Origin of the sequence: Clostridium sp. 1001283B150225_161107_B6 (assembly GCF_015556325.1) — a bacterium.
In the GTDB taxonomy this organism is placed as follows: Bacteria; Bacillota; Clostridia; order Lachnospirales; family Lachnospiraceae; genus Enterocloster.
Map to the genome: position 1 here is coordinate 233,290 of NZ_JADNMD010000004.1, position 25,769 is coordinate 259,058.

The following is a 25,769-nucleotide window of genomic DNA, read 5'->3' on the forward strand; positions in this document are numbered from 1 at the left end:
ATTATTTTCTAATGTGGTCCTTTACCGCGCTTCTGACCACGTCTGCTACGCGGGGGTCAAAGGCTTCGGGAAGTATGTTCTCGTCGCTTAAATCCGCTTCATCCACCAGTCCGGCTATGGCCTCGGCGGCAGCCAGCTTCATCTCCTCGGTGATGGCGGCAGCACGGCCTTCCAGAGCGCCCTTAAAGATTCCGGGGAATACCACTACGTTGTTTACCTGGTTGGGGAAGTCGGAACGGCCGGTTCCAACCACCCGCGCCCCGGCAGCCTTTGCCAGGTCAGGCATGATTTCCGGAACAGGGTTTGCCATGGCAAAGAGAATGGCGTCCTTATTCATGGAGGCAACCATGTCCTGGGTAACGATTCCGGGAGCGGACACGCCCACAAAGATGTCAGCGCCCCTCATGGCGTCTGCCAGGGTACCTGTTTTATGTTCCAGGTTGGTTACATCCATCATTTTTTCCTGCATCCAGTTAAGGCCGTCTGCTCCCTTGGTCAGGATGCCGCTCTTATCGCACATGGTGACATGGGCAAATCCATAGGTCAGCAGCAGCTTTGTGATGGCAACGCCGGCTGAACCGGCTCCGTTTACTACCACGAAGCAGTCCTCCTTCTTTTTGCCGGTCAGCTTCAGGGAGTTGATGACACCGGCCAGGACCACGATGGCAGTGCCGTGCTGGTCGTCATGGAATACAGGGATGTTCAGCCTCTCTTTTAATGCTTCCTCTATCTCAAAACATCTGGGGGCGGAGATGTCCTCCAGGTTGATGCCGCCAAAGGCAGGGGCAATGCGCACAACGGTCTCAATGATTTCCTGGGTGTCCTGGGTGTCCAGGCAGATGGGGAATGCGTTGACGCCGCCGAATTCCTTAAAGAGCACAGCCTTGCCCTCCATGACCGGCATGGCTGCCAGGGGACCTATATTGCCCAGGCCCAGTACGGCGCTTCCGTCGGAGACAACGGCAATGGTGTTGGATTTGATGGTGTACCGGTAAGCTGCCTCCGGGTCTTTTGCAATCACCCTGCAGGGTTCGGCAACCCCCGGGGTATAGGCAAGAGCCAGGTCCTCCCTGGATGCCACCTTTGCCTTTGATGTGGTTTCAAGTTTTCCCTTCCATTCCTCATGGAGCAGCAGTGCTTTTTCATTGGTTGTCATAATCCATTCCGTCCTTTTCCTTATATAATAGAAACACAAAAATGCATTTTTATATATCATAACAATTTTGTCAGTGTTTATCAAGTTCCTTTTGAAATTAGGGGAGGCCGGGACCGGGGGAGGGGAGCACAGAGTATGGATGGAAAAACATGGAACCCGTGGTTTGCACAAAAGATGCAATTAAAACTTTTAAAACCACCCAAAATGTGATATCATGTTACGTAAGTGTGGACACTTTACACAGAAGGATAAAGATACAGGTGGTACTATGAGGGAACGTATTAACCGTCTGGCCAGGGGAATCATTGACAATGGTTCGCCGGAGCTGGTGCTGACGCCGGAGAGGGTGGAGGTTTCGGTTCCTGCGGGTGAGGTCATCCGTGGCGAGATATTGGTGAGCAGCGGCAATAACTTGCATATAAAAGGGCTGGTGTATTCCAGCCATGAAAGGGTCCGGGTAGTGAACAGCGCTTTTGGCGGACTTCGCAACCGGATTATATATGAAGTCAACGTGGGCTTTTCAGAGCACGGGGACGAAATCAAGGGATCTTTTTACCTGGTCACCAATGGAGGTGAGAGGGAGATTCCTTATTCTTTGCGTGTACAGGCCGGTGATTCAGGGGAGGTTCTGGGAAATTTAAAGACTCCCAGGGACTTTGCCCTGCTGGCTAAGAAGGACCAGGAAAAGGCGCTGAGAATGTTTGAATACCAGGACTTTACAGAAGCCCCCTTCATGCAGGATTCCCGGGTCCGTACCATCTATGACGGGTTGAAGGGAAGGGCGGGCAGGCGGAACCTGATGGAGGAATTCCTGGTGGCCCTGCAGGTGAAGGAACCGGTAAAGCTGGGGCTGGAAACCGGAACCAGGATATATGAGAACTTAACCGGAACAGCAGAGGATTATATTGATATAGCAGCAGGAACCTGGGGGTATGTGTCGGCGGACATAACCGCGGATGCCCCTTTCATTGAACTGGGGACCGCCAGGATTACGGACCAGGATTTTGTCCAGGGCCGGTGCAGGGTGGGATACCGCATTGTTCCGTCCAGGCTTCACAGGGGAAGGAATTTTGGATGCATCCGCGTCAAATCCCTGGGGGAGGAATTCCTGATTACTGTGGAGGCTGAGGGCCGCCGCGCAGCAGGGAGCACTGAGCGGGAATCCGGCACAGACCGGTTTATGGACCATGGAAGTCTGTATAAATATTTATCCCTGCGCCTGGACTATGAGGCGGGAGTTTATGAGCCGGCCCTTCTCCTGAACCAGATGATGAAGGAAACGGAGCATCTCAGGGCGGATTTTCCGGGGGATGAGAGGGCCAAGCTGATACAGGCGGAGCTTCTTATACTAAACGGCAGGGAGGACAATGCCTCCCTGGCCCTGGACGATGCAAGGGACCATGTGCTGGCCCACAGGGAGCAGCAGGTGGAATTATACTGTTTCTATCAGTTTCTGCGTCTGGAAATCAAGCCTTCTGTCCAGCAGAAGGAATCCCTGGTACGCTATATCAGAAAGCTGTTGTGGGAGGACGGGGAGATACGGCCCTATCTTTTCCTGATGCTGATGAAGCTGGATGAAACCATGGCCCAGAATCCCCTGGAGCTGTACCGGTCCATGGCATCCCTGTTCAACCAGGGCTGCAGCAGCCCCTTTCTCTATGCCTCTGCCTGCCGTCTGATGGAAGCCCATCCGGATTTGTTTGTGCGCCTGGGTGATTTTGAGATACAGGCCCTGTACATGGGGGTGCAGAAAGGAATTGTCAGCCGTTTAACCGCACTGAGGGCGGCAGAGCTGGCTCTGGGGCTTAAGCATTACAGGAAACTGGTGGAGCGCTTATTTGAGAAGCTGTACCAGACATACGAGGAGCTGCCAATCCTGGAGGCTGTGTGCAGCCTGCTCATCAAGGGAGACTGCAAGGAAAAGGACGCCTTTGTCTGGTATGAGAAGGCCCTGGAACAGGGAGTGAACCTGACCAGGCTCTACGAGTATTTCCTTTACGCCCTGCCGGAGGATTACGGCCACCTGCTGCCTAAGGAGGTGCTGCTGTATTTCTCCTATGATAAGGATTTGGACAGGCACAGCCGTCAGGTGCTCTACCGGAATATATTGGAGTATATGAATCCCTCCGCGGAGCTGTATCAGAATTACACCAGGCATATGGAGCAGTTTGCCATGGAACAGCTGTTCCAGTCTAGAATCAACCGTTCCATGGCCGTTATTTACGAACACATGATTTATAAGGATATGATAGACAGCCGGGTGGCCAGAGTGCTTCCGGGCATCCTTAAATCCTGCCGCATCCGGTGCGGGGATTCCAGGATGAAGTATGTCATTGTCCGCTATGAGGAGCTGGAGGACGAGGAGGCATTTCTCCTGGAAAACCAGTCTGCTTACGTGCCTTTGTTTTCCGACCGCAGTGTTCTCCTGTTCCAGGATGCATACGGCAACCGGTATCTGGATGTAAAACACTGGAAGGTATCTGTGATGGACCGGCCGGAGCTGCTGGCCCAGTGCTATGAGGTGTATCCGGACCATCCCATGCTCAAGCTCTCTGAATGCAGGGATATAGTGAACCGCGGGGTGGAGACGGACGAGCAGGCTGCATTGCTGGAAGAAATCGTGGTGCAGATGCATTTAAGCCCTGTTTTCGAGGGAAAGCTGATGCAGGCAGTGACGGATTATTACTGCCGGAAAGCGTCTGAGGACAAGGATGGTGACGGTGTATTTAACTGCGCCTATCTGGTGCAGATTGATAAAAAGCCCATGGCTGCCAGACAGAGGCAGCAGATTTGCGAGACATTAATCAGCCAGAATTATATGCGGGAAGCCTATAGCATGATTCGGGATTACGGAAGCCAGTATATATCCACGCCGCGGCTGATGAAGCTGTGCACCAAGACCATACTGATGAATCTGTTTGACCAGGACGACCTGCTTCTGGGGCTGTCCCATCAGGTGTTCAGGCAGGGGTGCTATGACAGCGTGATTCTGGACTATCTGTGCGAGCATTTTAACGGAACCGTATCCCAGATGTACGAGGTGCTGATTCAGGGCGTCAGGGAGCATGTGGAGACATATGACCTGGAGGAACGGCTGCTGGGGCAGATGCTGTTTACCGGGTGCTGCGACCAGATGGATTCCGTGTTTGAACTTTATATGAAGCGCAAGACCACCAAGGAAATGGTGGTAAAGGCGTATTTTACCCAGAAGAGCGTCCAGTACTTCCTGGAAGAAAAGGATATGGACCAGAGGGTGTTTGAATATCTGAAACAGGCCGTGAGCAATACCTTTGATAAGGACAGGATGCCCACTATCTATCTGCTGGCCCTGACGCGGTATTTTTCCACTCTGGACAAGGTGGATGAGGGGGATGCGGAGCTTCTTAAGACCATGACGTCCCTGCTTTTGGAGGAAGGACTGGTATTCCCCTATACCAGGGAGCTGTCAAAGCATATTCCGGTGCCGGAGGACATCATGGATAAGGCCATGGTGGAATACCGGGGCAGGAAGGACGCCCATCCGGAGCTTCAGGTGAGAATCCTGCCGGAGGAAACCGGATTCCACAGCGAGGATATCCGCCGTGTTTACCAGGGGATTTTTGTGAAACAAAAGGTACTCTTTGAGGGAGAAATCATGGAGTACAGGATATATGACTATCTGGACGGACACCGCAGGCTTGCGGCAGAGGGACAGGTGGAGTGCGACCATAAGCTGGAGGGAAAGGAGAACAGCCGTTTTGCCTGCCTGAACGAGATGGGAGCAGCAATCAAAGACAGGGACGACAGCAGGCTTTTAAACGCAATGGAAGACTATCTTAAGAAGTCGGCGGCGCTTGGCAGGCTGTTTCCCATGGAGTAATGGAGGAGCTGTCTATGGACGGTCTAGTGATTGGTCTGGATTTAAATGACGACTATACCCAGATATGCTGTTATGATAAAGAAAAGTCGTGGACCATTCCTACGGTCATCTGCCGGAGGAAGGAAGAGGAGGTCTGGCTCTCAGGTGAGGAGGCTTATGCGGCCACCCTGCTGGGAGAGGGCGTTATCGTGGATAAGCTTCTTAAAATGGCGGCCAAGGATGGCACATCCACCATCGGAGGCATCTGCTACAGCGGCGGTACGCTGCTCAAGCTGTTCATAGAGAGGATGTTAGGGTATCCCAGGAAGGAATTCGGAACAGAGGAGGTGGCGCAGCTGGTCATCACCCTTCAGAGCGTGGACGGCAGGCTGCTTGACACCCTGATGTACTGCGCCGATTACCTGGAGATTCCAAGGGACCGTGTCCATGTTATCAGCCACACCGAGGGCTTCATATATTATGTACTAAGCCAGAAAAAGGAGCTGTGGACCAACCAGGTGGGACTGTTTGAGCTGTCCGGCGAACGCCTGTGTTATTATGAGATGAAGGTCCAGAGAGGTATGAGGCGCAACATGGTCCAGGCAGAGGCCCAGAACCAGGAGGAGGCCTTTAACCTGGATATCCTGGACTCTCCCTCCGGCAGCCGCCTGGCTGATAAGATACTTACGGCCTGCGGCGAGAAGCTGTTAAACAGGAAGCTGTTTTCCACGGTGTTTCTGACGGGAAAGGGATTTGAGCGCCAGGACTGGGCCAGCGGCTTCATGCGGTTAATCTGCAACCGGAGAAAGGTATTTGTGGAGCCCTGTCTCTTTGCCAGGGGCGCTGCTTACAAGGGAGCTGATTACACCCATCAGGAAACCTCTTACCCCTATGTGTTCATCTGTGAGGGAAGGCTTAAGGCGGAGGTATCCTTAAAGGTTATACGCAGAGGGAGAGAGAACCAGCTGGTGGTGGCCTCCTACGGCGACAACTGGTATGAATCCAAAAGCTCCATGGATTTGATTGTGGATGGACAAAAGGAGATTGAGTTTACGGTCAGTCCCCTGGACTCCAAGAAGAAAAAGCTGGTCAGGATTCCCCTGACCGGATTTCCGGAGCGCCCCCCCAGGACCACCCGGGTTGAGCTTAAGGTGGCCTTTACCGATGAAGGCACCATGACAATGTCCATCCGTGACAAGGGATTCGGGGAACTGTTCCCCTCCTCGGGCGCGGTGGTGAAACAAGAGGTGAATTTATGAGCCTGATACTTTGCAGGCAGGAACCTGTGAAACATCCCTATTATATCGATGTGCTGGGAATCCATATCCACTCCTCCCAGGAGCTGTGCTATGTGGTATACAACCACCCGGTGCTGGTGATGGATGATTTCCTGGATGACCTGCTGATTGATTTCATCCGCAGGGATTTGGACATGGATTATCTGGCGGGACGCATGGAGAAGCTGGTGGAGACCGGCGCCAGGCCGGAGGAGGTCCTGGCCCTGTTCCTGTCGGAATGTGATTATTACAGCGATAAGGAAATACAGAAATTCAAGCAGACAACAGCGTCCCTGCGGGCCCTGCATCCGGCCCAGTATGAAAAACAGAGGGCGGATTACATGTTCGTCCAGCACCAGTATGGCAAGGCTGCTGCCAGGTATGGGAAAATCCTGGAGTATCCCAGGGACAAGGTGGTGGAGGATTTGTTCCTGGCAAAGGTGTACAACAACCTGGGCGCCTGCTACGCCATGATGTTCCAGTTCCACAAAGCCCTGGGATGCTACGACAAGTCTTTTGAGCTGGGGAAGGATGACGGGGTGCTGAAACGCATTTATTTTCTCACTGTATTTGCGCCGGAGCTGGATGTGAAGGACAAGTACCAGTCCGTGTTTACGGACGAGCGGAAGAGGAAGTGGAGCGAGGAGATTGACCTGGCTGCGCTGGAAGCAGGCCAGGCAGAGGAAGTCAGGGCCCTGCGTGCATTGTTTAAAAAGGATCCCATCAAACGGATGAGCGGCGCGTCGGAGATGGTGCGCAGGTGGAAGCAGGAATACCGGATGATGGTCTGAGCCTATATGGCGTGAAGCGGTGCAAAGACAAGAACAGGATAAATACGAGATGAGAACAGGATAAGAGCGGAGGTATTACATCATGGCGTTTGACATAGCAAAGGAGCATTTGAGGAAGGCTGGCCTGGAGGACCGGATTTATGAGTTTGAGGTATCCAGCGCAACCGTGGAGCTGGCAGCCCAGGCAGTGGGATGTGAACCGGCCCGTATTGCCAAGACATTATCGTTTTTGGTGGACCGGAAGGCGGTGCTGATTGTGGCTGCCGGGGATGCCAAGGTAGACAACCATAAGTATAAGGAACAATTTAAGACAAAGGCCAAGATGCTGTCTCCGGATGAGGTGACGGAGATGGTGGGGCACAGCGTGGGCGGGGTGTGCCCCTTCGGAGTGAAGGAGGGTGTGGAGGTATACCTGGATGAGTCCCTTAAACGGTTTGATGTGGTGTACCCGGCCTGCGGCAGCGCCAGCAGCGCAGTGAAGCTTACCATTCCGGAGCTGGAGACAGCTTCCGGGTATCTGGGGTGGATTGATGTCTGTAAAGGGTGGGGGGAAGATAGTATATAGTTGTATTTTGTTTGGAAAGCTGATTCTGGTTATCTGGAATCGGCTTTTTCTTTTATTTCAGCCATGGCGTATGAGGGGATGCTTCCGGGCAATTAATTTTTTCATCATTATATTTCATAAAAACCCTGGTTTTGAAAAATAATAGAAAAAAACGGAGGTGTCAATGGATATGGCATGTGTGACAGAACAATTTTTGGGTTTTCTGAAGGAAGAAGAAAAGTCTGATGCTACAATCAGCAAATATGTTTATGAACTGCAGATGTTCCTGCAATTCTTAGGGAAAAAGGAAATAGGAAAGGAGCTGCTGATTCAGTACCGCAGCCATCTCAGCAGCCTGTACCGTCCCCAGACCGTCAACGGTAAATTGTCGGCAGTAAATGCATACCTCAGGTTTATGGGGCTGGGTGAGTACCGTGTAAAGTTTCTGAAGGTCCAGAGAAGGGCTTATATTGACGAGAAACGGGAACTGACGGAAAAGGAGTATGAGCGGCTGATGGATACAGCCGGGAGGCAGGGAAATTACCAGCTGTATTATCTCATGATGACAATCTGCAGTACGGGCATCAGGGTGAGCGAATTAAGATATGTAACCGTGGAGTCCGTTATGGAGGGAAAGGCGGAAATCAGCATGAAGGGAAAGTACAGGATTGTGATTTTTCCAAAGAATCTGGCGGCGGAGCTGAAGGCCTTTGCCAGAAAGAACGGCATCCGCAGCGGCAGCATCTTCTGCACCAGAACCGGACGCCCACTGGACAGAAGCAACATCTGCCACGCCATGAAAAAGCTCTGCATGAAGGCAGGCGTCATGCGGGATAAAGTATTTCCCCATAATTTCCGCCATCTGTTTGCCAGAAGCTTTTATGCGGTGGAGAAGAATATGGCCCATCTGGCGGATATATTAGGCCATTCCTCCATTGAAACCACCCGCATTTATGTGGCTGCCAGCGTAAAGGAGCATGAGCGGGTACTTAACAGGCTGAAAATCGGGGTAATAAAAAAAATACCACAGAATAATCATTCCGTGGTACAAAGGTCTCTGATGATAAATCACAGGTCTAAAAACTCTATACAGTATATCTAAAAAAACAGTGATAGTCAATATACATATTGATGTTTTTTCTTCAATGCACATAAGCCGGAAACAAAATCAAGGGTTGCCGGCTTCTTTGCGTATCTATATTTAACTTTCATTTTATGGTCACGGATTAAATAAAACAAAATATTAACTGTTTTATCAGATATTTACCACAGAATGATTATTCTGTGGTATCTGGGGAACCGGCTGAATGAAGCATATCATGAAGCGCGGGATGGGGAAGGAACAGGGAAGTTCTTCAGTTGAAAACATAATAAAAGACAATAAAAATTCAGTGAAGAATTTGATAGTAAATCATCATACGAATCTGGGGGGGGGGGGTGAAAAAACCTCCCTGTTTCGTATGCAAGAGAGGAGCCGCGTTGGCAGAGAGAAAAGAAACGGGTGAAACCAAAGGCTGGGTAGACATCCATGCCCATATACTGCCTGGCGTGGATGACGGGGCTTCTGACTGGGAGGAAGCAGGGGAAATGTTGAACCTGGCCCATGAACAGGGAATCACCCATATCATTGCAACGCCCCACTATATTTCCGGGCAGGACATAGGCAGACTGAAGGAGCTGGCAAAACAGCTGGGGGAGGCAGCGCATTCCCTGTCGGAAAGGATGACCATTGGATTGGGACAGGAAGTACAGTACTTTGAGGAACTGCCCTTATTTCTGGAACGGGGAGAGGTGCTGACCCTTTCCGGAAGCCGGTATGTGCTGGTGGAATTTCTGCCGGGTGACGGATATACGCGGCTGTTCAGGGCGGTCCGCAGCCTGGTTCAGGCTTCCTACCTGCCGGTTATTGCCCATGCGGAACGGTATGGCTGCCTCAGGGAGAGGGGGAGGACAGAGGAGCTGGTTAAGTGCGGCGCATACCTGCAGATGAATGCGGGAAGTCTTGGCGGAGGAATTTTTGACAGGCAGTCTGTCTGGTGCAGAAAGGAGATACGGAAGGGAAACATCCATTTTATAGCTACGGACATGCATGGGGTATTGATACGTCCGCCTGAGATGAGGGAGGCTGCCGGATGGATGATGCAGCAGGAACGGAAAGGGCAGGGCGCCGGGGGGATGGCGGAGCGGCTTCTCAGACAGAACCAGGAATATATATTGAGGGATTCTGTTTTGTAAATGTATTTGCCTGGGAAACAAAATAAAGGAAATGTGAGGAAGATGGAAAAGCTGTACAGAGAAGATGATATGGAGATAGACCTCCTGGAGTTGTTGTTTGAATTTAAGAAAAGGGCCTGGATAATCATTCTGGCAGCAGTCATAGGCTGTCTGGGCGCAGGAGCCTACAGCCGCCTGATATTGACGCCTGTATACACATCCACGGCCATGGTATATGTCCTCTCAAAAGAGACTACCCTGACGTCCCTGGCGGATTTACAGATAGGAAGCCAGCTTACAAAGGATTACAGTGTGATGATTACCAGCAGGCCGGTGCTGGAACGGGTGATTGAGAAACAGGGGCTGAATATGACTTACGGCCAGTTAAAAGCCAGGATACGGATATCGAATCCAGCGGATACCAGGATACTGAACATGACTGTATCCGATACGGACCCGGTGAGAGCCAAGGCCATTGTGGATGAGGTGGCCAATGCTTCCTCTGATTACATAGGGGATATCATGGAGATGGTACCGCCCAAGATTATTGAACAGGGAGTGGTGCCGGAGAATCCTGCATCTCCCAGCATAAGAAAGAACGCGGTGCTGGGCGGGCTGGCATTTGTCATTGCGGCTTGTGCGGTCATAACCCTAAAGGTCATCATGAATGACACGGTGCGCTCGGAGGAGGATGTGGATAAATACCTTGGCATCAGCGTACTGGCATCCATACCGGATGATGATGGAATGAACAAGGAGCAGCACCAAAAACGGAGCAAGAGAAAGCAGGAACGCAAAAAGCGCAAGACGGAGAAAAGCGGAAAGGGGGTATAGTGATGGAAGGAATCTTACATCTGAAGAATACCGGAAGAAAAGATTATTTTTATGAGGAAGCCATCAAGACCCTGCGCACCAACATCCAGTTTTGCGGAAGCGGTCTTAAGACCATCATGTTCACCAGCTCTATGCCGGATGAAGGAAAAAGCGAGACTGCTTTCGCACTGGCATCTTCTTTTGGGAATATAGGCAAAAAGGTTCTGCTGGTGGATGCGGACATACGCAAGTCCGTAATGGTCAAACGTTATGAAATTAAGGGGAATCCCAATGGTCTGTCCCAGTATCTTAGTGGGCAGAAAAGGCTGGAAGAGATATGCTATGAAACAGATATGGAAAACCTGGATATGATTCTCTCGGGGCCCTTTTCACCCAATCCGGCGGAACTGCTGGAGGATGACCTGTTTAAGACAATGATTGAGGGTGTCAAAGAAACCTACGACTACATTATCATTGATACTCCGCCAATGGCAAACATCATAGACGGAGCCATCATTGCCAGTCAGTGCGACGGGGCTGTCATTGTCATTGAAAGCGGGGCAATCAGCTACCGTCTTGTACAGAAAGTGAGGGGGCAGCTGGAAAAAAGCGGGTGTCGCATCCTGGGAGCCGTGCTGAACCGGGTGGGCAGCGGGTATGAGCACAGCTATTACGACAGATATTATGGCAGGCGCAGCGGCAAGTATTACGGAAAATACGGCAGGCACTACGGAAGGTATGAGGAGGAGGGGAAGATAATACCCGTAAAGGGGGCAAGCGGGACGGAAATGAAAAATGGCACAACACCGCAATCGTAGGAGCCGGAGGTTGGTACAGGCCGTTCTGGCCCTGTTTTCCATACTGGTCTCGGTATTTTTTTACAAAACCAGTCAGATGTATCTGGAAAGAAAGGCAGCGTCGGAGGAGGCGGAGCAATGGCACAGTGTTCAGTCTGGAAACACTTTATTAAATGCAGAGGACGGAGTGGAATATCAGGGAAGGGCTTACAGGCGCAATACATACATGAAGGCCGTTCTGTGCATAGGTATAGACAGGCCGGGAAGCCTGGAGGAGACCATGGTGGCTGGTTCCGGGGGACAGGCTGACGGTATTTTCCTGGTGGCCCAGGATACGGCCAGGGACAGGATAAAGGTACTCATGATTCCTAGGGATACCATGACGGAAATCACACTGACAGATTTAAGCGGAAATGTGCTGGGCAAGGATGTTCAGCATCTTACATTAGCTTATGCATATGGAGATGGAAGAGAGAAGAGCTGCAGGTACATGACAGAGGCAGTAGGCCATCTGCTGGGAGGCCTTACCATAGACGGATACATGGCAGTAAGCATGTCCGCCCTGCCCGTTGCAAATGATAAGGTGGGAGGGGTCACTGTCACCATACAGGAGACGGGCCTGGAACAGGCAAATCCGGAATTTGTCCGGGGAAGGACCATTACTCTGCGGGGAGAACAGGCAGTGAGGTATGTGCGTTACAGGGATACGGGCCAGCCTCAGAGCGCACTGGCGCGTATGGAACGTCAGAAATCATATATCAGGGGATTTCTGGATGCGGCCAGAAATAAGTCAAGGCTGGATGACGGCGTTATACCGGATTTGATGAAAGAAATTGAGCCGTATATGGTGACGGACATGGCTAAAGACCGGTATCTGGATATGGCCATGGCCTTTTTAGGGGGAAGCCAGGATTTTACAGATACAGATATGGTGACTCTACCGGGAACAGCTGTGGAGACATTTATTTACGATGAATACCATCCGAATCAGGAGGAAATCATACCCCTGGTGCTGGACTGGTTTTATAGACCGGCCGATTGAGGAGGGAGGGGTATATATGAAATACGGAAGCGGAACAGAACTATCAAAATTTGACATCAGATTATAATCCATATGAAAAAAGGAAAGGTGGAAAACATGAAAAAAAGAACAATAATCATTGTATTGACAGCAGCCCTTGCAGTATCTCAGACCGTGTGTATCTTTGCGGCCAGCAGTCTGGGGACAGGACCGGTGATTGTGGACAGTAATAGTGACGGGAGCAGCTACGACATAGGAGAACGGGCGGACAGGGCAAAGGGTGGCGCATCAGGCTCCACCGCCGTCAGCTCAGGCCAGGGAAATAATGCGGTACAGATTGCGGTGGGACAGACAGCCGGAGAACAGGCGGTAGGAACCAACAGCAGGGGACAGGCAGTCATTGGCGATACGGCTCTTGAATTCGTACAGGGGACTGACGCTGCTGTTGCCGGTCTGCCGAAGCCAGTGGTGGATGCTATCAATGGCATTAACAGCGGACGCCCTCTCAGTGAAGCCGTGCCGGGAGTGGACCTGACAGGCTACAACGCCCTGATTGGAACCCATGCAATCATGATAAAGGACGCAGCTACCAACACGGAAAAGACCGGTCTGGTGGAGGTACCTCTCTATGTTCCTAACCTGATAGGCGGCCTGGGAGACGTGGAAGTACTGTTTTACAACAATATGACGGGAATCTGGCAGCTGATAAAACCCACCAGGGTGGATGCAGAATCCAAGATGCTGTGGTTTGGCGTGCCTGGGTCGGGAACCTTGTCGATTGTATATAAGAAGCAGGGGAATGAGCGGAATTGAAAAACAGAGACAAAATTATATTGGAAAAATACCTTCCCCGCAGCAAGCGGGTAAGGATGTTTTTTCTCTGGGTATATGATATGGCTGCGGTCTGGATTTGCGCAGGGCTAGCCCTGGGACTTAGATTTGATTTGAATGTTCAGAGCATCCCTGCTGCATATGTGCAGGCGCTGTGGAAGTATGGGATATTACAGATGGCTGTGGTTACCCTTGCGTTCTGTGCAGGCCGTCTTTACGCCATTATGTGGGGGGCGGCCGGAATAAGGGAGATGCTGGAGGTGGCTCTGGTTTGTCTTATTGCGGCCCTGGCCCAGTTCGCAGGACTGCTTCTGTCTGGGGAACGGATGCCCAGAAGCTACTATGTACTCTGGTTTGTTTTGATGACAGGTGCAGCCATATGCGGCCGTATCAGTTTCCAGGTGATTCAAAAAACCATTAACAGGATAAACCGTGCCAGGGAGAAGGATTCTACCCCGCGGGTAATGGTGGTGGGAGGCGGACAGGCTGGAACGCTTATTATCCGGGAAATGAAGGCAAGCGAGAAAATCCATGGATATCCTGTGTGCATTGTGGATGATGACAGGGACAAACAGGGAAGATTCATTGACGGTGTGCAGGTAGACGGTACAAGGGGCGATATACCGGAGCTGGTGAGAGAAAAAGGCATTGACTCCATTTATGTGGCATTGCCGTCAGCACCAGGTGAAGAGATAAAGGACATTTTGGGCATATGCCAGAAAACAGGCTGTCGGGTTAAATACCTGCCCGGTGTATATCAGCTGATGAATGGGGAAGTGAACATTTCCAGGCTTAAGCAGGTGGAAATAGAGGACCTGCTGGGGCGGGAACCGGTGCAGGTCAAGCTGGATGAAATCATGGGATATGTGAGGGACAAGGTGGTTCTGGTCACGGGCGGCGGCGGCTCCATTGGAAGCGAGCTGTGCAGGCAGCTGGCAGGCCATGGAGTCAGACAGCTCATCATATTTGAGATGTATGAAAATAACGCCTACGAAATCCAGCAGGAATTAAAGCGTAATTATCCGGGACTTAATCTGGCAGTATTGATTGGTTCGGTCAGGAATACCAACCGCATGGAATCTCTGTTCCGTACCTACAGGCCGGATATTGTGTACCATGCAGCTGCGCATAAGCATGTGCCTCTGATGGAGGACAGCCCCAATGAAGCTATCAAAAACAATGTCCTGGGCACCTATAAAACCGCCAGGGCAGCCATCAGATACGGCGCAGAACGTTTTATTCTCATTTCCACGGACAAGGCGGTAAATCCAGCCAATATCATGGGAGCAAGCAAACGACTCTGTGAGATGGTGGTCCAGATGTGCAATCAGAAAAGCGCCACGGAATTTGTGGCTGTACGGTTTGGAAATGTGCTGGGAAGCAATGGAAGCGTGATTCCCCTGTTTAAGAAGCAGATAGAAAACGGCGGCCCGGTGACCGTGACCCATAAGGACATCATACGGTATTTCATGACCATACCGGAGGCGGTAAGCCTGGTGCTGCAGGCAGGGGCCTATGCCAGGGGCGGAGAGATATTTGTGTTGGACATGGGAAAACCGGTTCGCATCCTGGACATGGCCGAGAATCTGATTCGGCTGTCCGGTTATGAGCCGTATAGGGATATTGACATCCGGTTTACAGGACTGAGACCTGGGGAAAAGCTTTATGAGGAGCTGCTCATGGATGAAGAGGGGCTTCAGAAAACCGGCAATGACAGGATATTTATTGGGAAACCCATTGAGATGGATTACGAAAGATTTGAAAAAGGACTGGCACGTCTGGATGAGGCTGCATGGCTGGAGAAGGGGAATATCCGGGAACTGGTCCATGAGATGGTGCCGGAGTACCATTACAAGGCGGAAGATAATGCCAGTGAGCTGATATTGACAGAACAGGACGAGGCCCGGGCGGAAGCAGCGGCCGGGATGGAGCTGGAGATGGGTTCCGGCATAGTGTCAGGCCGGAAAGCGGAAAAGGAATCAGAAAGGGAGAATTTTATAGTAAACCGCATGGCATTGCATAATGCAATGGCAGTTTACGGCCTGGAACAGGATATGAGAACGCCAAGGATGTAAGGACATCAGGAATTCAGCTATGATAAAAGGAAAATGCCTGGATTTTGTTTCCTTAAATCACACCATGCAAAGGAGGGGACCGGTGTGCCGGAAAAGCCCAAAGTATATATACAGACATTCTGTGGTTTTGATGTATTTGTTAACGACAAAGTGATTTATTTTCCAAGTAAAAAATCCAAGGAGCTGCTGGCCATCCTTGTCAGTCAAAGGGGTGGAAGCGTGTCATTGGCACAGGTGGTACATATTTTGTATGAGAACCTGCAGGAGAGCGCGGCCAAGAGGAATATAAGGGTTATTTACCACCGGCTGCACAGGACCCTTGAGGAATATGGCTGTGAGGACATGCTGATTCATAAAAGAGGTGTGTTTTCTGTTAACACAGAATGGTTTGAATGCGATTTATATGAGTTTATGAAGGGAAATGAAGCCTATCTGGCTGTCTACACAGGAAACTATATGACGGAATACCCGTGGGCGTCTGATACCATACCATATCTGGATACAATTTATGCCAGAAGTAACGGTAAGACCTGAAGAAAAGCTTACAGTGAGGAATGAACTGGATGAAAATGAAGACTTTGATACAGATTGTTACATGCGCATCGGCGGCCCTTGTCATATCAGCCGTGCCAGTATACGGAGCAGATGGATGGCAGCAGAATTTAGAACAGCAGTGGTTCTATATGGAGCATGATAAGAAGGCGGCAAACCAGTGGGCGGCATGGACGGATGGTACCCTGCGATATCTGGGAGGGAACGGCCTTTTGGTTACCGACAACTGGGTGAATAAAGACGGAGCCCGTTACCGCATAAAGGAAGATGGTTCCCGCTATGAAAATGAATGGTTCAGCGTCACATCCAAACCAAATCTGCCTTCGGGAAAACCATCCACGGCCTGGTATTATGCAGGAGACGACGGGAAAATCCTGCTCAATGGCTGGTATGAGCTGGACGGAAAGCATTATTACTTCTACCCGGGAGGAAATTCACCCAGAAAGGCTTTTTTTACGGTAGAAGATAAGAGATATTACGTGGATGAGCAGGGAGCCAGACCGGGGCAAGGCTGGTTTTCCGTGGAAAATGCGGACAGTAAAGGGAACCCATATGTTAACTGGTATTACGCCCAACAGGATGGTTCGCTTTTGACGGATGGCTGGCATGAGCTGGACGGCATTACCTATTACTTTGACAAAAATGGAACCTCCCCCAGAAAACGCTGGGTTACGATTGGGGATAACCGTTACTACGTAGATGATATGGGAGACCTGAAACGGGGCTGGTTTTCCATCACTGGTACAAATTCCAGCGGCCAGGAATATACCAACTGGTACTATGGTGATTCAAACGGTTCCCTATGGCGGGGAGGATGGGGAAGTATTGATGGAAACTGGTATTATTTTGACCCGAATGGCCTGAATTACAGGAAACGCTGGTATACGGACAGTACCAAGGGGGAGAGGTATTACCTGGATGAAGTTGGAGTCCTCCAGGATGACGGCTGGTTCAAGATTGAAAATGTTAACAGTGCTACGAAAGCAGTGACGGAGAGCTGGTATTACGCCGGGGAATCCGGGGCCGTGCTTAAGGGTGGGTATAAGACAATCGGGGATAAGGAGACAGGGGAAAGGACCTATTATTTTGACGCAAACGGACTGAATTACCGGAAACGCTGGATAACGGATAATAATGGCGATAAGCGTTATATGGGAGATGACGGCGCCATGAAGAAAAAAGAATGGTTTGTCATCAGCGGCCTGGATTCCAGGAATGCGGATTATAATTACTGGTACTATGCGGAGAACGATGGAAAAATTATCGTGGATAAATGGCATAAGATTGACGGAAAATTTTACTGCTTTAATACCTCCGGCGTCATGCGTACGGGCTGGCTTACAGAGACACCGGAAGATGATGACAAGGAAAGCTCCTATTATTATTGCGGAGAGGACGGCGCCAGGGCCATGGGATGGCAGTGGCTGGAGATTCCGGAAAGCTGGATGGACAATACTGATGTGGCGGACTATGTTCAGGAACATGGCCAGTATGCTTACTTTTATTTCAGTACATCATCAGGAAAGAAAAAACGCTCCGGCGGAGGTAAGCAGGAGAAGGATGTGAACGGCGTCACCTATTGCTTTGACAGCTACGGCATCATGTATCCGGGCTGGGTGAAAATGAACAGCACAGTGCCTGAAATCAAGGGATACCGCTATTTCTACCAGCCGGAGACAGAGAAAGACAAGAAGTACATTTCCGGGGAAAAGGTGGAAAGTGCCTGGCAGAAGTTAGAGGGCCCTCCGGATGCCAGCGGTTCAGGGCAGAAGGAGTGGTATTACTTTGATAATACAGGCCGGCCGGTATGCGGGGGCGAGGACAGCTATGAGGTGAAAAAGATTGGTGACGGATACTATATCTTTGACATGTACGGGGCAGCCCAGTACGGCCTGGTTGAGGTAAAGGGCGAGTTTTATTACTGCGGTTCAGAGGACGGGAACAGAAAATGCACGGTGGGGAAAGCCATGGTGGATGACGGCGTCAGCGCCTCTCGCTCACAGTATTACTTCGATATCAAGGGCAGGGGCATCACCGGAATCAAGGATGGATATGCCTATTATAAGGGAAAGCTGCAAACCGCTGACAAGGCTGCCCGCTATGAGGTATTTGATATTCCGGGAGAAGGAAAATACCTGGTGAACGCATCAGGGAAGGTGATGAAGAATACAAAGGTAACTGACGGAAACGGACAGAAATGGGAGACTGGGACCGGCGGGAGTATCCGGGTTTATGGGTCGGATGAGATTGCGGAGTTGGAAGTGCCGGAGGCTACGGTATCGTATTAGATATTGCAAAAATCTACAAAGAACTGCAGGTTCAAACCACGAATTATTTTATTTTTAAATACGCTGTAGAAAGGAAACATTAAAAATGAAAAGAAATATTGCTGTAGCTGGAACGGGGTATGTGGGACTTTCCATCGCTACATTACTTGCACAACATAATAAAGTGGTTGCAGTAGATATAATTCCAGAGAAAGTTGAGAAAATTAATCATAAAATCAGCCCAATTCGGGATGAGTATATAGAAAGGTTTTTGAAAGAAAAAGAGCTGGATTTGATAGCCACACTGGATGGTAAAACTGCATATAAGTCCGCAGATTTTGTGATTATTGCTACCCCAACAAATTATGACAGTGAAAAGAATTTTTTTGATACATCTGCAGTAGAAGCAGTGATTAAGCTTGTTCTGAAGGTAAATACAAATGCAATGATGATTATAAAATCCACCATTCCTGTTGGATACACTGAAAATATAAGAAAGAAATTTAATACAGATAGAATCCTATTCAGCCCAGAGTTTTTAAGGGAGTCAAGAGCATTGTATGATAATCTCTATCCCAGTCGAATCATTATTGGTTGTGATGATAAAAGTAGAGAGGTATCCGAGGTATTTGTGAGTTTACTTCAGGAAGGGGCAATTAAAGAGAATATTGATACTTTATATATGGGATTCACGGAAGCAGAAGCTGTGAAACTGTTTGCTAATACATATCTTGCACTTAGAGTAAGCTATTTTAATGAATTGGATACATACGCTGAAATGAAAGGACTTGATACGAAGATGATTATTGAAGGTGTATGTCTTGACCCACGTATTGGTACACATTACAATAATCCGTCTTTTGGATATGGAGGATATTGTTTACCAAAGGATACCAAACAGTTATTAGCAAATTATGCGGATGTCCCGCAAAATATGATATCAGCAATTGTTGATAGTAATAAAACAAGAAAAAAATTTATTGCAGACCGTGTTCTTGAGATTGCAGAATTATGCAGTAATAGAGAATCTTGGGATAGAAACAGCACAAGCAAAGTTGTTGTTGGGGTATATCGTTTAACAATGAAGAGCAATAGTGATAATTTCCGTCAGAGTTCTATCCAAGGTGTTATAAAACGGATTAAGGCAAAAGGTGTTACAGTAATCATTTTCGAGCCGAATCTGGAAAATAATAAGACCTTTTTTGAAAGTGAAATTATAAATGATTTGGAAGTGTTTAAAAGGAGGAGCCATTGTATTATAGCTAACCGGTATGAAAGTTGCTTGGATGATGTAGCAGAAAAGGTCTATACAAGGGATTTGTTTAGACGGGATTAATTAAAATCATGAAAAATGTTAGCAATTGGCCTGAGAGATAATGAGAGTAACTTAAAAACTATGATTACAGAAATTTTGTGAGATTTGGGTTGAATCCTGTTATGAGATTTTTATCATGTGTTGAAATGAGGTTTTAACTAGAGCTTACATCTTAATGGTTTATATAAGTTGCAGGTACAGTGTTGTGATTTCATATATATAATCTATATTAGGCAGGAAACTGTCTAAAAGATACGAAGAGGGAAAAATGGCAAGCGAATTTAATATATTTGAGAAACGAATTTATTTATCTAGCCCAACCAAGCATGAAGAAATGAAAAAGTATATGTTAGAGGCATTTGACACAAATTGGCTTTCAACGGTTGGTAATAACATAAATGAGATTGAGCGTCTTGCATGTGATAAAATCGGGTGTAAATATGCAGTGGCTTTATCAACGGGAACAGCAGCCTTGCATATGGCGGTGAAACTCGCAGGAGTAAAGCCGGGAGATAAAGTATTTTGTTCAGACATGACGTTTGCAGCAACTATTAATCCAGTTGTATATGAGGGCGGTGTCCCAATATTCATTGATGCAGAATACGATACATGGAATATGAATCCGGTAGCCTTAGAAAAGGCTTTTATGATATATCCAGATGTAAAGTTGGTAGTATTTGCTCATCTATATGGTACACCTGCGAAGGTTGATGAAATTAAAGATATTTGTGATAGGCATGGAGCAGTGATTATAGAAGATGCGGCAGAATCTCTGGGAGCAACATATGGAGGTAAAGAAACGGGAACGTTTGGCAAATTTAATGCAATTTCATATAACGGAAATAAGATTATCACAGGTTCGGCAGGAGGAATGCTACTTACTGATGATAAAGAAGCTGCACAGAAGGTGAATAAGTGGTCTACTCAGGCCAGAGAAAACGCACCGTGGTATCAGCACGAAGAAGTCGGATACAATTACAGAATGAGTAATGTAATTGCTGGTATCGTTAGAGGGCAATTTCCATATTTGGAAGAACATATTGCTAGAAAGAGAGCAATTTATGAAAGATATAAAGAGGGATTCAAGGACTTACCTGTTCAGATGAATCCATATGATATAAAAAAGACAGAACCTAATTTTTGGTTATCCTGCATAATTATTAATCCGGAAGCAATGTGTAAGCAGATTAGAGATGATTATGAAACGTTGTATGTTAGTGAACCGGGAAAAAGTTGCCCAACTGAGATTCTTGAAACATTGGCTAAGTACAATGTAGAGGGGCGTCCAATATGGAAGCCGATGCATATGCAGCCTATTTACAGAATGAATGAATTTGTAACTCGAGAAGGAAACGGCAGAGGAACCACAAATGCATATATTCAAAGGAGGACTGTTGGAACAGACGGGAAACCTCTTGATGTTGGGATGGATATCTTTCATAGGGGATTATGCATACCAAGCGATATTAAAATGACATCTAAGCAGCAGGATATCGTGATTAGAATAATTAGAAGTTGCTTTGAATAAAGGCGATAAAAAATGACGAGGTTAGAATATTGAAACAAAATATTGAAAAACAAAAGCCAACTGTCCTTCGCCGAATGGGGCCTTATGAAAAATACATAAAGCGACCTTTGGATTTTGTTCTATCATTGATGGCAGTAGTTTTTTTGGCACCAGTATTAATAGTGTTAGCAACTATGGTACGATTCAAGTTAGGGGCACCAGTTATTTTTAAACAGAAAAGACCAGGTTTGAACGAAGATATATTTATTATATATAAATTTAGGACTATGACTGATAAAAAGGATGAAGGGGGTGCTTTGCTACCAGATGAATTACGCATGACGAAGTTTGGAAAAATATTAAGAAAAACGAGTTTGGACGAGTTACCAGAGTTATTTAATATACTTAAAGGTGAGATGTCACTGTGCGGACCTCGTCCACAATTAGTTCGGGATATGGTTTTTATGTCAAAGGAACAAAGAATGAGACATTCAGTAAGGCCTGGGCTTAGTGGTTTGGCACAGGTGAATGGTCGTAATGCAATTAAATGGGAGGAAAAGTTGGATTATGATTTAAAGTATATCAAGAAAATTACTTTTTTTGTAGATGTAAAGATAATTTTTCAAACCATAATGAAGGCTTTTGTGAAACAAGATGATATTTCTGAGGATGGTATGGCTACAGCGGAGGATTTAGGAGATTACCTGTTGAGAGAAAGTAAAATTGGAGTAGAGGAGTATAATGAGGGTCATGCTATTGCTGAAAAAATACTTAAAAAGAAATTTTGAATAGACAAATAGAGGAAATAAAGTCTGGTTGGAAGAGTTGGTAAAAGTCAAAAGCAAAAATTTGTGAGGATAGAAAGATGCAAGATTTGGTGTCAATAATAATGCCATCTTATAACACTGCCCAATATATATCTAAAGCTATAAAGAGTGTCATAAATCAGACCTATACAGAGTGGGAACTTATAATTGTGGACGATTGTTCTACAGACAATACATATGAGATTCTTGATAAAGAGTATTTAGAAAATTCTAAGATTAGATTTTTTAAAAATCCTAAAAATTACGGAGCTGCTGTTTCAAGGAATAAAGCATTAAAAGAGGCAAGAGGAAGGTGGATTGCATTTCTTGACAGCGATGATTTATGGTTGCCTCAAAAATTAGAAAAACAAATAAGGTTCATGACAAAAAATGGATACTATTTTTCGTATACAAATTATTATGAAATAAATCAAAACAGTAAACAAAACGGAGTAATGGTCACTGGGCCAATGAAGATAACAAAAACAGGTATGTTTAATTATTGTTGGCCAGGGTGTCTGACTGTGATGTATGATGCCAGATTTATAGGTTTAATTCAAATAGATGATATAAAGAAAAATAATGATTATGCAATGTGGTTGAAAATTTGTAGAAGAGCAGATTGCTATTTACTAGATGAAAGTTTATCTGAATACAGAAGGGGGAGAAGTGGCTCGATTAGCGCTAATAGTTATAAAGAATTAATAAGGTGGCATTTTAAGTTATTTCATGAAGTGGAAAAGATGGGAATAATACAAAGTGTGATAAATACATTAAGAAATATAGTATTTGGATTATATAAAAAAAAGAGATACGTGAAAAGAATATAAGTAAATGAGTACTTTACCGTTTATATGGAGAATGGTTATGGATAAAATTATAGTACGAATGCGTGGAGGATTGGGCAATCAGTTATTTATTATTGCTTTCGCATATAAGATTGCAACTGAACAACATAAACACGTGGAAATGGTTTTGGATATAAGGGAATATGAAAAATACAAAGTCCGAAATTTTGAACTTCTGAATATGTTAGAAGATGGAACTATTCGCTTTTATGACAAAGACATAGATTATTCGGTAAAGTATGAAATTACTAGAAAAGCATACCATCTTTTGCAAAAATTTATTCCTTCACAAAAAAAAATGAGTAAAAGTTTGTCAAAAAATGGATGTTACTATTCGAAACGCAGCGCACAAGGATATTGCATATCGAATAAGAAAGATGTATATATTTACGGGTATTTTCAAGATGCAATAATGGCTTTTGAGGCGAAAAATACATTACTTAGTCATTTAAAACTCCCAATTGTAAATAAGTACAGTATAGACGCATCTCAGAAATATTTAGCTGTTAGCATTCGTTGCGGAAAGGATTATCTCTCTCAAGGCTGGCCGATATGTTCATCAGGTTATTTTAATAGTGCAATTAATGAAATTATTACTGAAAAATACATGAAACAAAATATTAATATTTTAATATTTTCAGATGATATTAGGGTGGCAAAACAAATGTGTGGTATTACACAAAAAGACGTGATTACAAAATATATTGAAGGTTTATCTGCGCCTGAACAACTTTCGCTGATGTCAAAATGTGATGATTTTGTGCTTTCAAATAGTTCCTTTTCTTGGTGGGGAGCTTTCTTAGGAGTAAAAATGGACAGCATTATAATAGTACCTGACGTATGGTATGACACTAGAGAAAATACAAGTAAAACACTTATAACATATAAAAATATAAGAATTAGAAAGATACATACATAAGAAGGATTTACATGTGTCAAGGAAGAGAAAGAATATAATGAAAAAAATAGGTATTATTGGTGCTTTTGGTTTTAAAACGATGGACATGGGAGGACAACCAGTAAAGACTCGAAGTTTAAAAGCTACATTAGAAAAATACTATGGAAACGAGCAAGTTGTATGTGTTGAAACATATGAATGGAAAAAAAATTTGTTTTCCATGATTTTATCACTTTTAAAAGTATTTGTGACATGTGATAGAGTATTCATGCTTCCAGCTCATAATGGTGTATTTTATATTTCCAGAATTCTGATATTTATGAAAAAATTTAGTCATAAAAAAATATACTATGATGTAATTGGAGGTTGGATAGTTGATATATTACAACAAAATACTGCGTTAAAAGAAATGCTAAAGAAGTTTGATAAAATTTTTGTAGAAACAGAAAATATGAAGATAAATTTGGAAAATATGGGCTTTGCTAACGTAGTAGTATTAAAAAACTATAAAAAACTTAATTCAATTCCTGATGAAGAATTGAATTACATATGGGAGGAGCCATATCCTGTCTGTTTCTTTTCGAGAGTTCTGGAGGGAAAAGGAATAGAGGATGCCATTAACACCATTATAGAAATAAATAAGGATAAGAAGAGAATTGTATACATGCTCGATATATACGGTCCTGTAGACTTGAATTATAAAAGTACTTTTGAAAAATTAGTAAGCCAGTTTCCTTCTTATATATCATATAAAGGAATAGCGAAAGCTGATGAAAGTACCCATATAGTAAAAAAGTATTTTTTGCTATTGTTTCCGACCCATTTTTACACGGAAGGTGTTCCAGGTACAATAATTGATGCATACGCGGCAGGAGTACCGGTCATTGTATCAAAGTGGAAAAGCTATGCCGATGTTGTTATGGATAATATTACTGGATTTTGTTATGAATTTGGAAATAATGAGGAATTTAAAAAAGTTTTATGTAATGTGATTGATGCTCCGGAAAGAGTAATAAAGATGAAAAAGTTTTGTCTAAAAGAGTACAGTAAATATACAGAAGAGGAATTTATACAAAAACTTAATGAATCTTTAAATTAGGAGAAAAAGGCAATGAAGCGATTATTGTGTTTGGTAAGTATTATGGATGCTGGTGGAGCGGAGACCTTTTTAATGAAAATTTACCGGGAACTTGACAAATTAAAATATCAAATGGACTTTTGCGTCAATATTCCACGTAAGGGGTTTTACGATGACGAGATAGAAAGTTTGGGTGGAGAGATACATTATATTCCACCAAAGAGTGAAAATCTACAAGAATTTAGAAAACAATTATATAATTTAGTAAAATCCAAAAATTACCGATATGTTCTTAGAATTACTTCTAATGCAACTGGTTTTATGGATTTAAAAATTGCAAAAAAAGCAGGTGCTCAAGTATGCATTGCCAGGTCGAGTAATTCAAGTGATGGGAAGAGTATAAAAAACAAAATGGTTCATTTAATTGGACGTATGATATACGGAAAGTATGTGGATGTTAAAATTGCGCCTTCTGATTTGGCAGCAATTTATACATTTGGTAATAGAGCATATAAACGATGCGAAGTTAATATATTACATAATGCTGTAGATTTGAATATATATAAGTTTAATGCATTTGAACGACAGAATACTAGAAGAGCACTGGGAGTTGCAGATGAGTCTATTCTGATTGGCCACATTGGAAGGTTTAGTCAGCAGAAGAATCATGAATTATTAATTAATATATTCAATGAAATTCATAAGCAGGACAAATCATCAATGCTTTTAATGGTAGGAGTGGGAGACCTAAAAAATAAAATACAGAAAAAGGTGCAAGAATTTGCACTCGAAGACTATGTTCTATTTCAGGATGTCCGAAAAGACATACCTTTTGTTCTTTCAGCAATTGATGTAATGGTTTTTCCATCTTATTACGAAGGTATGCCCAATATAATTATTGAAGCTCAGGCAACAGGTCTACCTTGCCTGTTGTCAGATACCATAACAAAACAAGCTGATATTTCGGGAAAATTATTATATTTAGATATTAATGCTCCTATCTCATATTGGGGAATAGAGGCACTAAAACTCGCTAAACAAGGAAGATATGATTCATATGAAACTTTTCGGAAAAATGGTTACGATATAAGGACAACATGTAAAGATTTTGTTACTTATATATTTGGTAATGAGTAAAAAT

21 protein-coding genes are annotated in these 25,769 nt (G+C 45.6%); 20 read left to right on the forward strand and 1 reads right to left on the reverse strand.

Annotated features, from left to right (window positions below):
* Position 1 precedes the first annotated feature (1 nt).
* A complete protein-coding gene (locus I2H39_RS12385) occupies positions 2–1,156 on the reverse strand; it encodes an NADP-dependent malic enzyme (protein WP_195626595.1) in 1,155 nt (384 codons plus the stop codon).
* 268 nt (positions 1,157–1,424) lie between these two features.
* Here I2H39_RS12385 and I2H39_RS12390 point away from each other — a divergent pair, with 268 nt between their 5' ends.
* The 20 genes from I2H39_RS12390 to I2H39_RS12485 all read left to right on the forward strand — a co-directional run bounded on the left by I2H39_RS12390 (position 1,425) and on the right by I2H39_RS12485 (position 25,765).
* Positions 1,425–5,015, forward strand: coding sequence for a DUF5717 family protein (locus I2H39_RS12390; RefSeq protein ID WP_138310628.1), 3,591 nt, complete (start codon positions 1,425–1,427; stop codon positions 5,013–5,015).
* Positions 5,016–5,029: 14 nt separating this feature from the next.
* Complete coding sequence (locus tag I2H39_RS12395; protein WP_138310629.1) at positions 5,030–6,253, forward strand: DUF5716 family protein; 1,224 nt, start codon at positions 5,030–5,032, stop codon at positions 6,251–6,253.
* Positions 6,250–7,062: a tetratricopeptide repeat protein gene (locus tag I2H39_RS12400; RefSeq protein ID WP_138310630.1), complete on the forward strand. Its 813-nt coding sequence runs from the start codon at positions 6,250–6,252 to the stop codon at positions 7,060–7,062. Before I2H39_RS12395 ends, I2H39_RS12400 begins: the two co-directional genes overlap by 4 nt.
* An 82-nt stretch (positions 7,063–7,144) precedes the next feature.
* Complete coding sequence (locus I2H39_RS12405) at positions 7,145–7,627, forward strand: YbaK/EbsC family protein (protein ID WP_138310631.1); 483 nt, start codon at positions 7,145–7,147, stop codon at positions 7,625–7,627.
* Positions 7,628–7,790: 163 nt separating this feature from the next.
* Positions 7,791–8,708, forward strand: a complete 918-nt coding sequence (locus I2H39_RS12410) for a tyrosine-type recombinase/integrase (protein WP_138310632.1) — start codon at positions 7,791–7,793, stop codon at positions 8,706–8,708.
* 377 nt (positions 8,709–9,085) lie between these two features.
* On the forward strand, positions 9,086–9,841 hold the full coding sequence (locus tag I2H39_RS12415) for a CpsB/CapC family capsule biosynthesis tyrosine phosphatase (protein ID WP_195626596.1): 756 nt from the start codon (positions 9,086–9,088) through the stop codon (positions 9,839–9,841).
* A 42-nt stretch (positions 9,842–9,883) separates the two neighbouring features.
* Positions 9,884–10,654 carry a Wzz/FepE/Etk N-terminal domain-containing protein gene (locus tag I2H39_RS12420; RefSeq protein ID WP_195626597.1) on the forward strand — a complete coding sequence of 257 codons (771 nt, stop codon included), beginning with the start codon at positions 9,884–9,886 and terminating at the stop codon, positions 10,652–10,654.
* 2 nt (positions 10,655–10,656) lie between these two features.
* Positions 10,657–11,451, forward strand: a complete 795-nt coding sequence (locus I2H39_RS12425; RefSeq protein ID WP_195626598.1) for a polysaccharide biosynthesis tyrosine autokinase — start codon at positions 10,657–10,659, stop codon at positions 11,449–11,451.
* Between the two features lie 10 nt (positions 11,452–11,461).
* Positions 11,462–12,472, forward strand: a complete 1,011-nt coding sequence (locus I2H39_RS12430; protein ID WP_227146316.1) for an LCP family protein — start codon at positions 11,462–11,464, stop codon at positions 12,470–12,472.
* Positions 12,473–12,568: 96 nt separating this feature from the next.
* Positions 12,569–13,264, forward strand: coding sequence for a hypothetical protein (locus tag I2H39_RS12435; protein ID WP_195626600.1), 696 nt, complete (start codon positions 12,569–12,571; stop codon positions 13,262–13,264).
* Positions 13,265–13,320: 56 nt separating this feature from the next.
* Positions 13,321–15,357: a nucleoside-diphosphate sugar epimerase/dehydratase gene (locus I2H39_RS12440; RefSeq protein WP_195626677.1), complete on the forward strand. Its 2,037-nt coding sequence runs from the start codon at positions 13,321–13,323 to the stop codon at positions 15,355–15,357.
* An 84-nt stretch (positions 15,358–15,441) separates the two neighbouring features.
* Complete coding sequence (locus tag I2H39_RS12445) at positions 15,442–15,891, forward strand: hypothetical protein (RefSeq protein ID WP_195626601.1); 450 nt, start codon at positions 15,442–15,444, stop codon at positions 15,889–15,891.
* A gap of 20 nt (positions 15,892–15,911) precedes the next feature.
* A complete protein-coding gene (locus I2H39_RS12450) occupies positions 15,912–18,197 on the forward strand; it encodes a hypothetical protein (RefSeq protein ID WP_347708582.1) in 2,286 nt (761 codons plus the stop codon).
* Between the two features lie 85 nt (positions 18,198–18,282).
* Complete coding sequence (locus I2H39_RS12455; RefSeq protein ID WP_195626603.1) at positions 18,283–19,512, forward strand: nucleotide sugar dehydrogenase; 1,230 nt, start codon at positions 18,283–18,285, stop codon at positions 19,510–19,512.
* A 247-nt stretch (positions 19,513–19,759) separates the two neighbouring features.
* Positions 19,760–21,019, forward strand: coding sequence for an aminotransferase class I/II-fold pyridoxal phosphate-dependent enzyme (locus I2H39_RS12460; RefSeq protein WP_195626604.1), 1,260 nt, complete (start codon positions 19,760–19,762; stop codon positions 21,017–21,019).
* Between the two features lie 29 nt (positions 21,020–21,048).
* Positions 21,049–21,786, forward strand: a complete 738-nt coding sequence (locus I2H39_RS12465; RefSeq protein WP_275892406.1) for a sugar transferase — start codon at positions 21,049–21,051, stop codon at positions 21,784–21,786.
* A gap of 77 nt (positions 21,787–21,863) precedes the next feature.
* On the forward strand, positions 21,864–22,634 hold the full coding sequence (locus I2H39_RS12470) for a glycosyltransferase family 2 protein (protein WP_195626605.1): 771 nt from the start codon (positions 21,864–21,866) through the stop codon (positions 22,632–22,634).
* A 37-nt stretch (positions 22,635–22,671) separates the two neighbouring features.
* Positions 22,672–23,571, forward strand: a complete 900-nt coding sequence (locus I2H39_RS12475) for an alpha-1,2-fucosyltransferase (protein WP_195626606.1) — start codon at positions 22,672–22,674, stop codon at positions 23,569–23,571.
* Between the two features lie 13 nt (positions 23,572–23,584).
* Entirely contained in the window at positions 23,585–24,649 is a 1,065-nt protein-coding gene (locus tag I2H39_RS29645) for a glycosyltransferase (protein ID WP_195626607.1), read from the forward strand.
* Positions 24,650–24,661: 12 nt separating this feature from the next.
* Positions 24,662–25,765: a glycosyltransferase family 1 protein gene (locus tag I2H39_RS12485; protein WP_195626608.1), complete on the forward strand. Its 1,104-nt coding sequence runs from the start codon at positions 24,662–24,664 to the stop codon at positions 25,763–25,765.
* Positions 25,766–25,769: the final 4 nt, after the last annotated feature.

Excerpts from the sequence above, each read along its gene's own strand:
- I2H39_RS12385 (WP_195626595.1), bottom strand. The coding sequence starts at position 1,156 with ATGACAACCAATGAAAAAGCACTGCTGCTCCATGAGGAATGGAAGGGA.
- I2H39_RS12390 (WP_138310628.1), top strand. The coding sequence starts at position 1,425 with ATGAGGGAACGTATTAACCGTCTGGCCAGGGGAATCATTGACAATGGT.
- I2H39_RS12395 (WP_138310629.1), top strand. The coding sequence starts at position 5,030 with ATGGACGGTCTAGTGATTGGTCTGGATTTAAATGACGACTATACCCAG.
- I2H39_RS12400 (WP_138310630.1), top strand. The coding sequence starts at position 6,250 with ATGAGCCTGATACTTTGCAGGCAGGAACCTGTGAAACATCCCTATTAT.
- I2H39_RS12405 (WP_138310631.1), top strand. The coding sequence starts at position 7,145 with ATGGCGTTTGACATAGCAAAGGAGCATTTGAGGAAGGCTGGCCTGGAG.
- I2H39_RS12410 (WP_138310632.1), top strand. The coding sequence starts at position 7,791 with ATGGATATGGCATGTGTGACAGAACAATTTTTGGGTTTTCTGAAGGAA.
- I2H39_RS12420 (WP_195626597.1), top strand. The coding sequence starts at position 9,884 with ATGGAAAAGCTGTACAGAGAAGATGATATGGAGATAGACCTCCTGGAG.
- I2H39_RS12425 (WP_195626598.1), top strand. The coding sequence starts at position 10,657 with ATGGAAGGAATCTTACATCTGAAGAATACCGGAAGAAAAGATTATTTT.
- I2H39_RS12435 (WP_195626600.1), top strand. The coding sequence starts at position 12,569 with ATGAAAAAAAGAACAATAATCATTGTATTGACAGCAGCCCTTGCAGTA.
- I2H39_RS12440 (WP_195626677.1), top strand. The coding sequence starts at position 13,321 with ATGTTTTTTCTCTGGGTATATGATATGGCTGCGGTCTGGATTTGCGCA.
- I2H39_RS12450 (WP_347708582.1), top strand. The coding sequence starts at position 15,912 with ATGAACTGGATGAAAATGAAGACTTTGATACAGATTGTTACATGCGCA.
- I2H39_RS12455 (WP_195626603.1), top strand. The coding sequence starts at position 18,283 with ATGAAAAGAAATATTGCTGTAGCTGGAACGGGGTATGTGGGACTTTCC.
- I2H39_RS12460 (WP_195626604.1), top strand. The coding sequence starts at position 19,760 with ATGGCAAGCGAATTTAATATATTTGAGAAACGAATTTATTTATCTAGC.
- I2H39_RS12470 (WP_195626605.1), top strand. The coding sequence starts at position 21,864 with ATGCAAGATTTGGTGTCAATAATAATGCCATCTTATAACACTGCCCAA.
- I2H39_RS12475 (WP_195626606.1), top strand. The coding sequence starts at position 22,672 with ATGGATAAAATTATAGTACGAATGCGTGGAGGATTGGGCAATCAGTTA.
- I2H39_RS12485 (WP_195626608.1), top strand. The coding sequence starts at position 24,662 with ATGAAGCGATTATTGTGTTTGGTAAGTATTATGGATGCTGGTGGAGCG.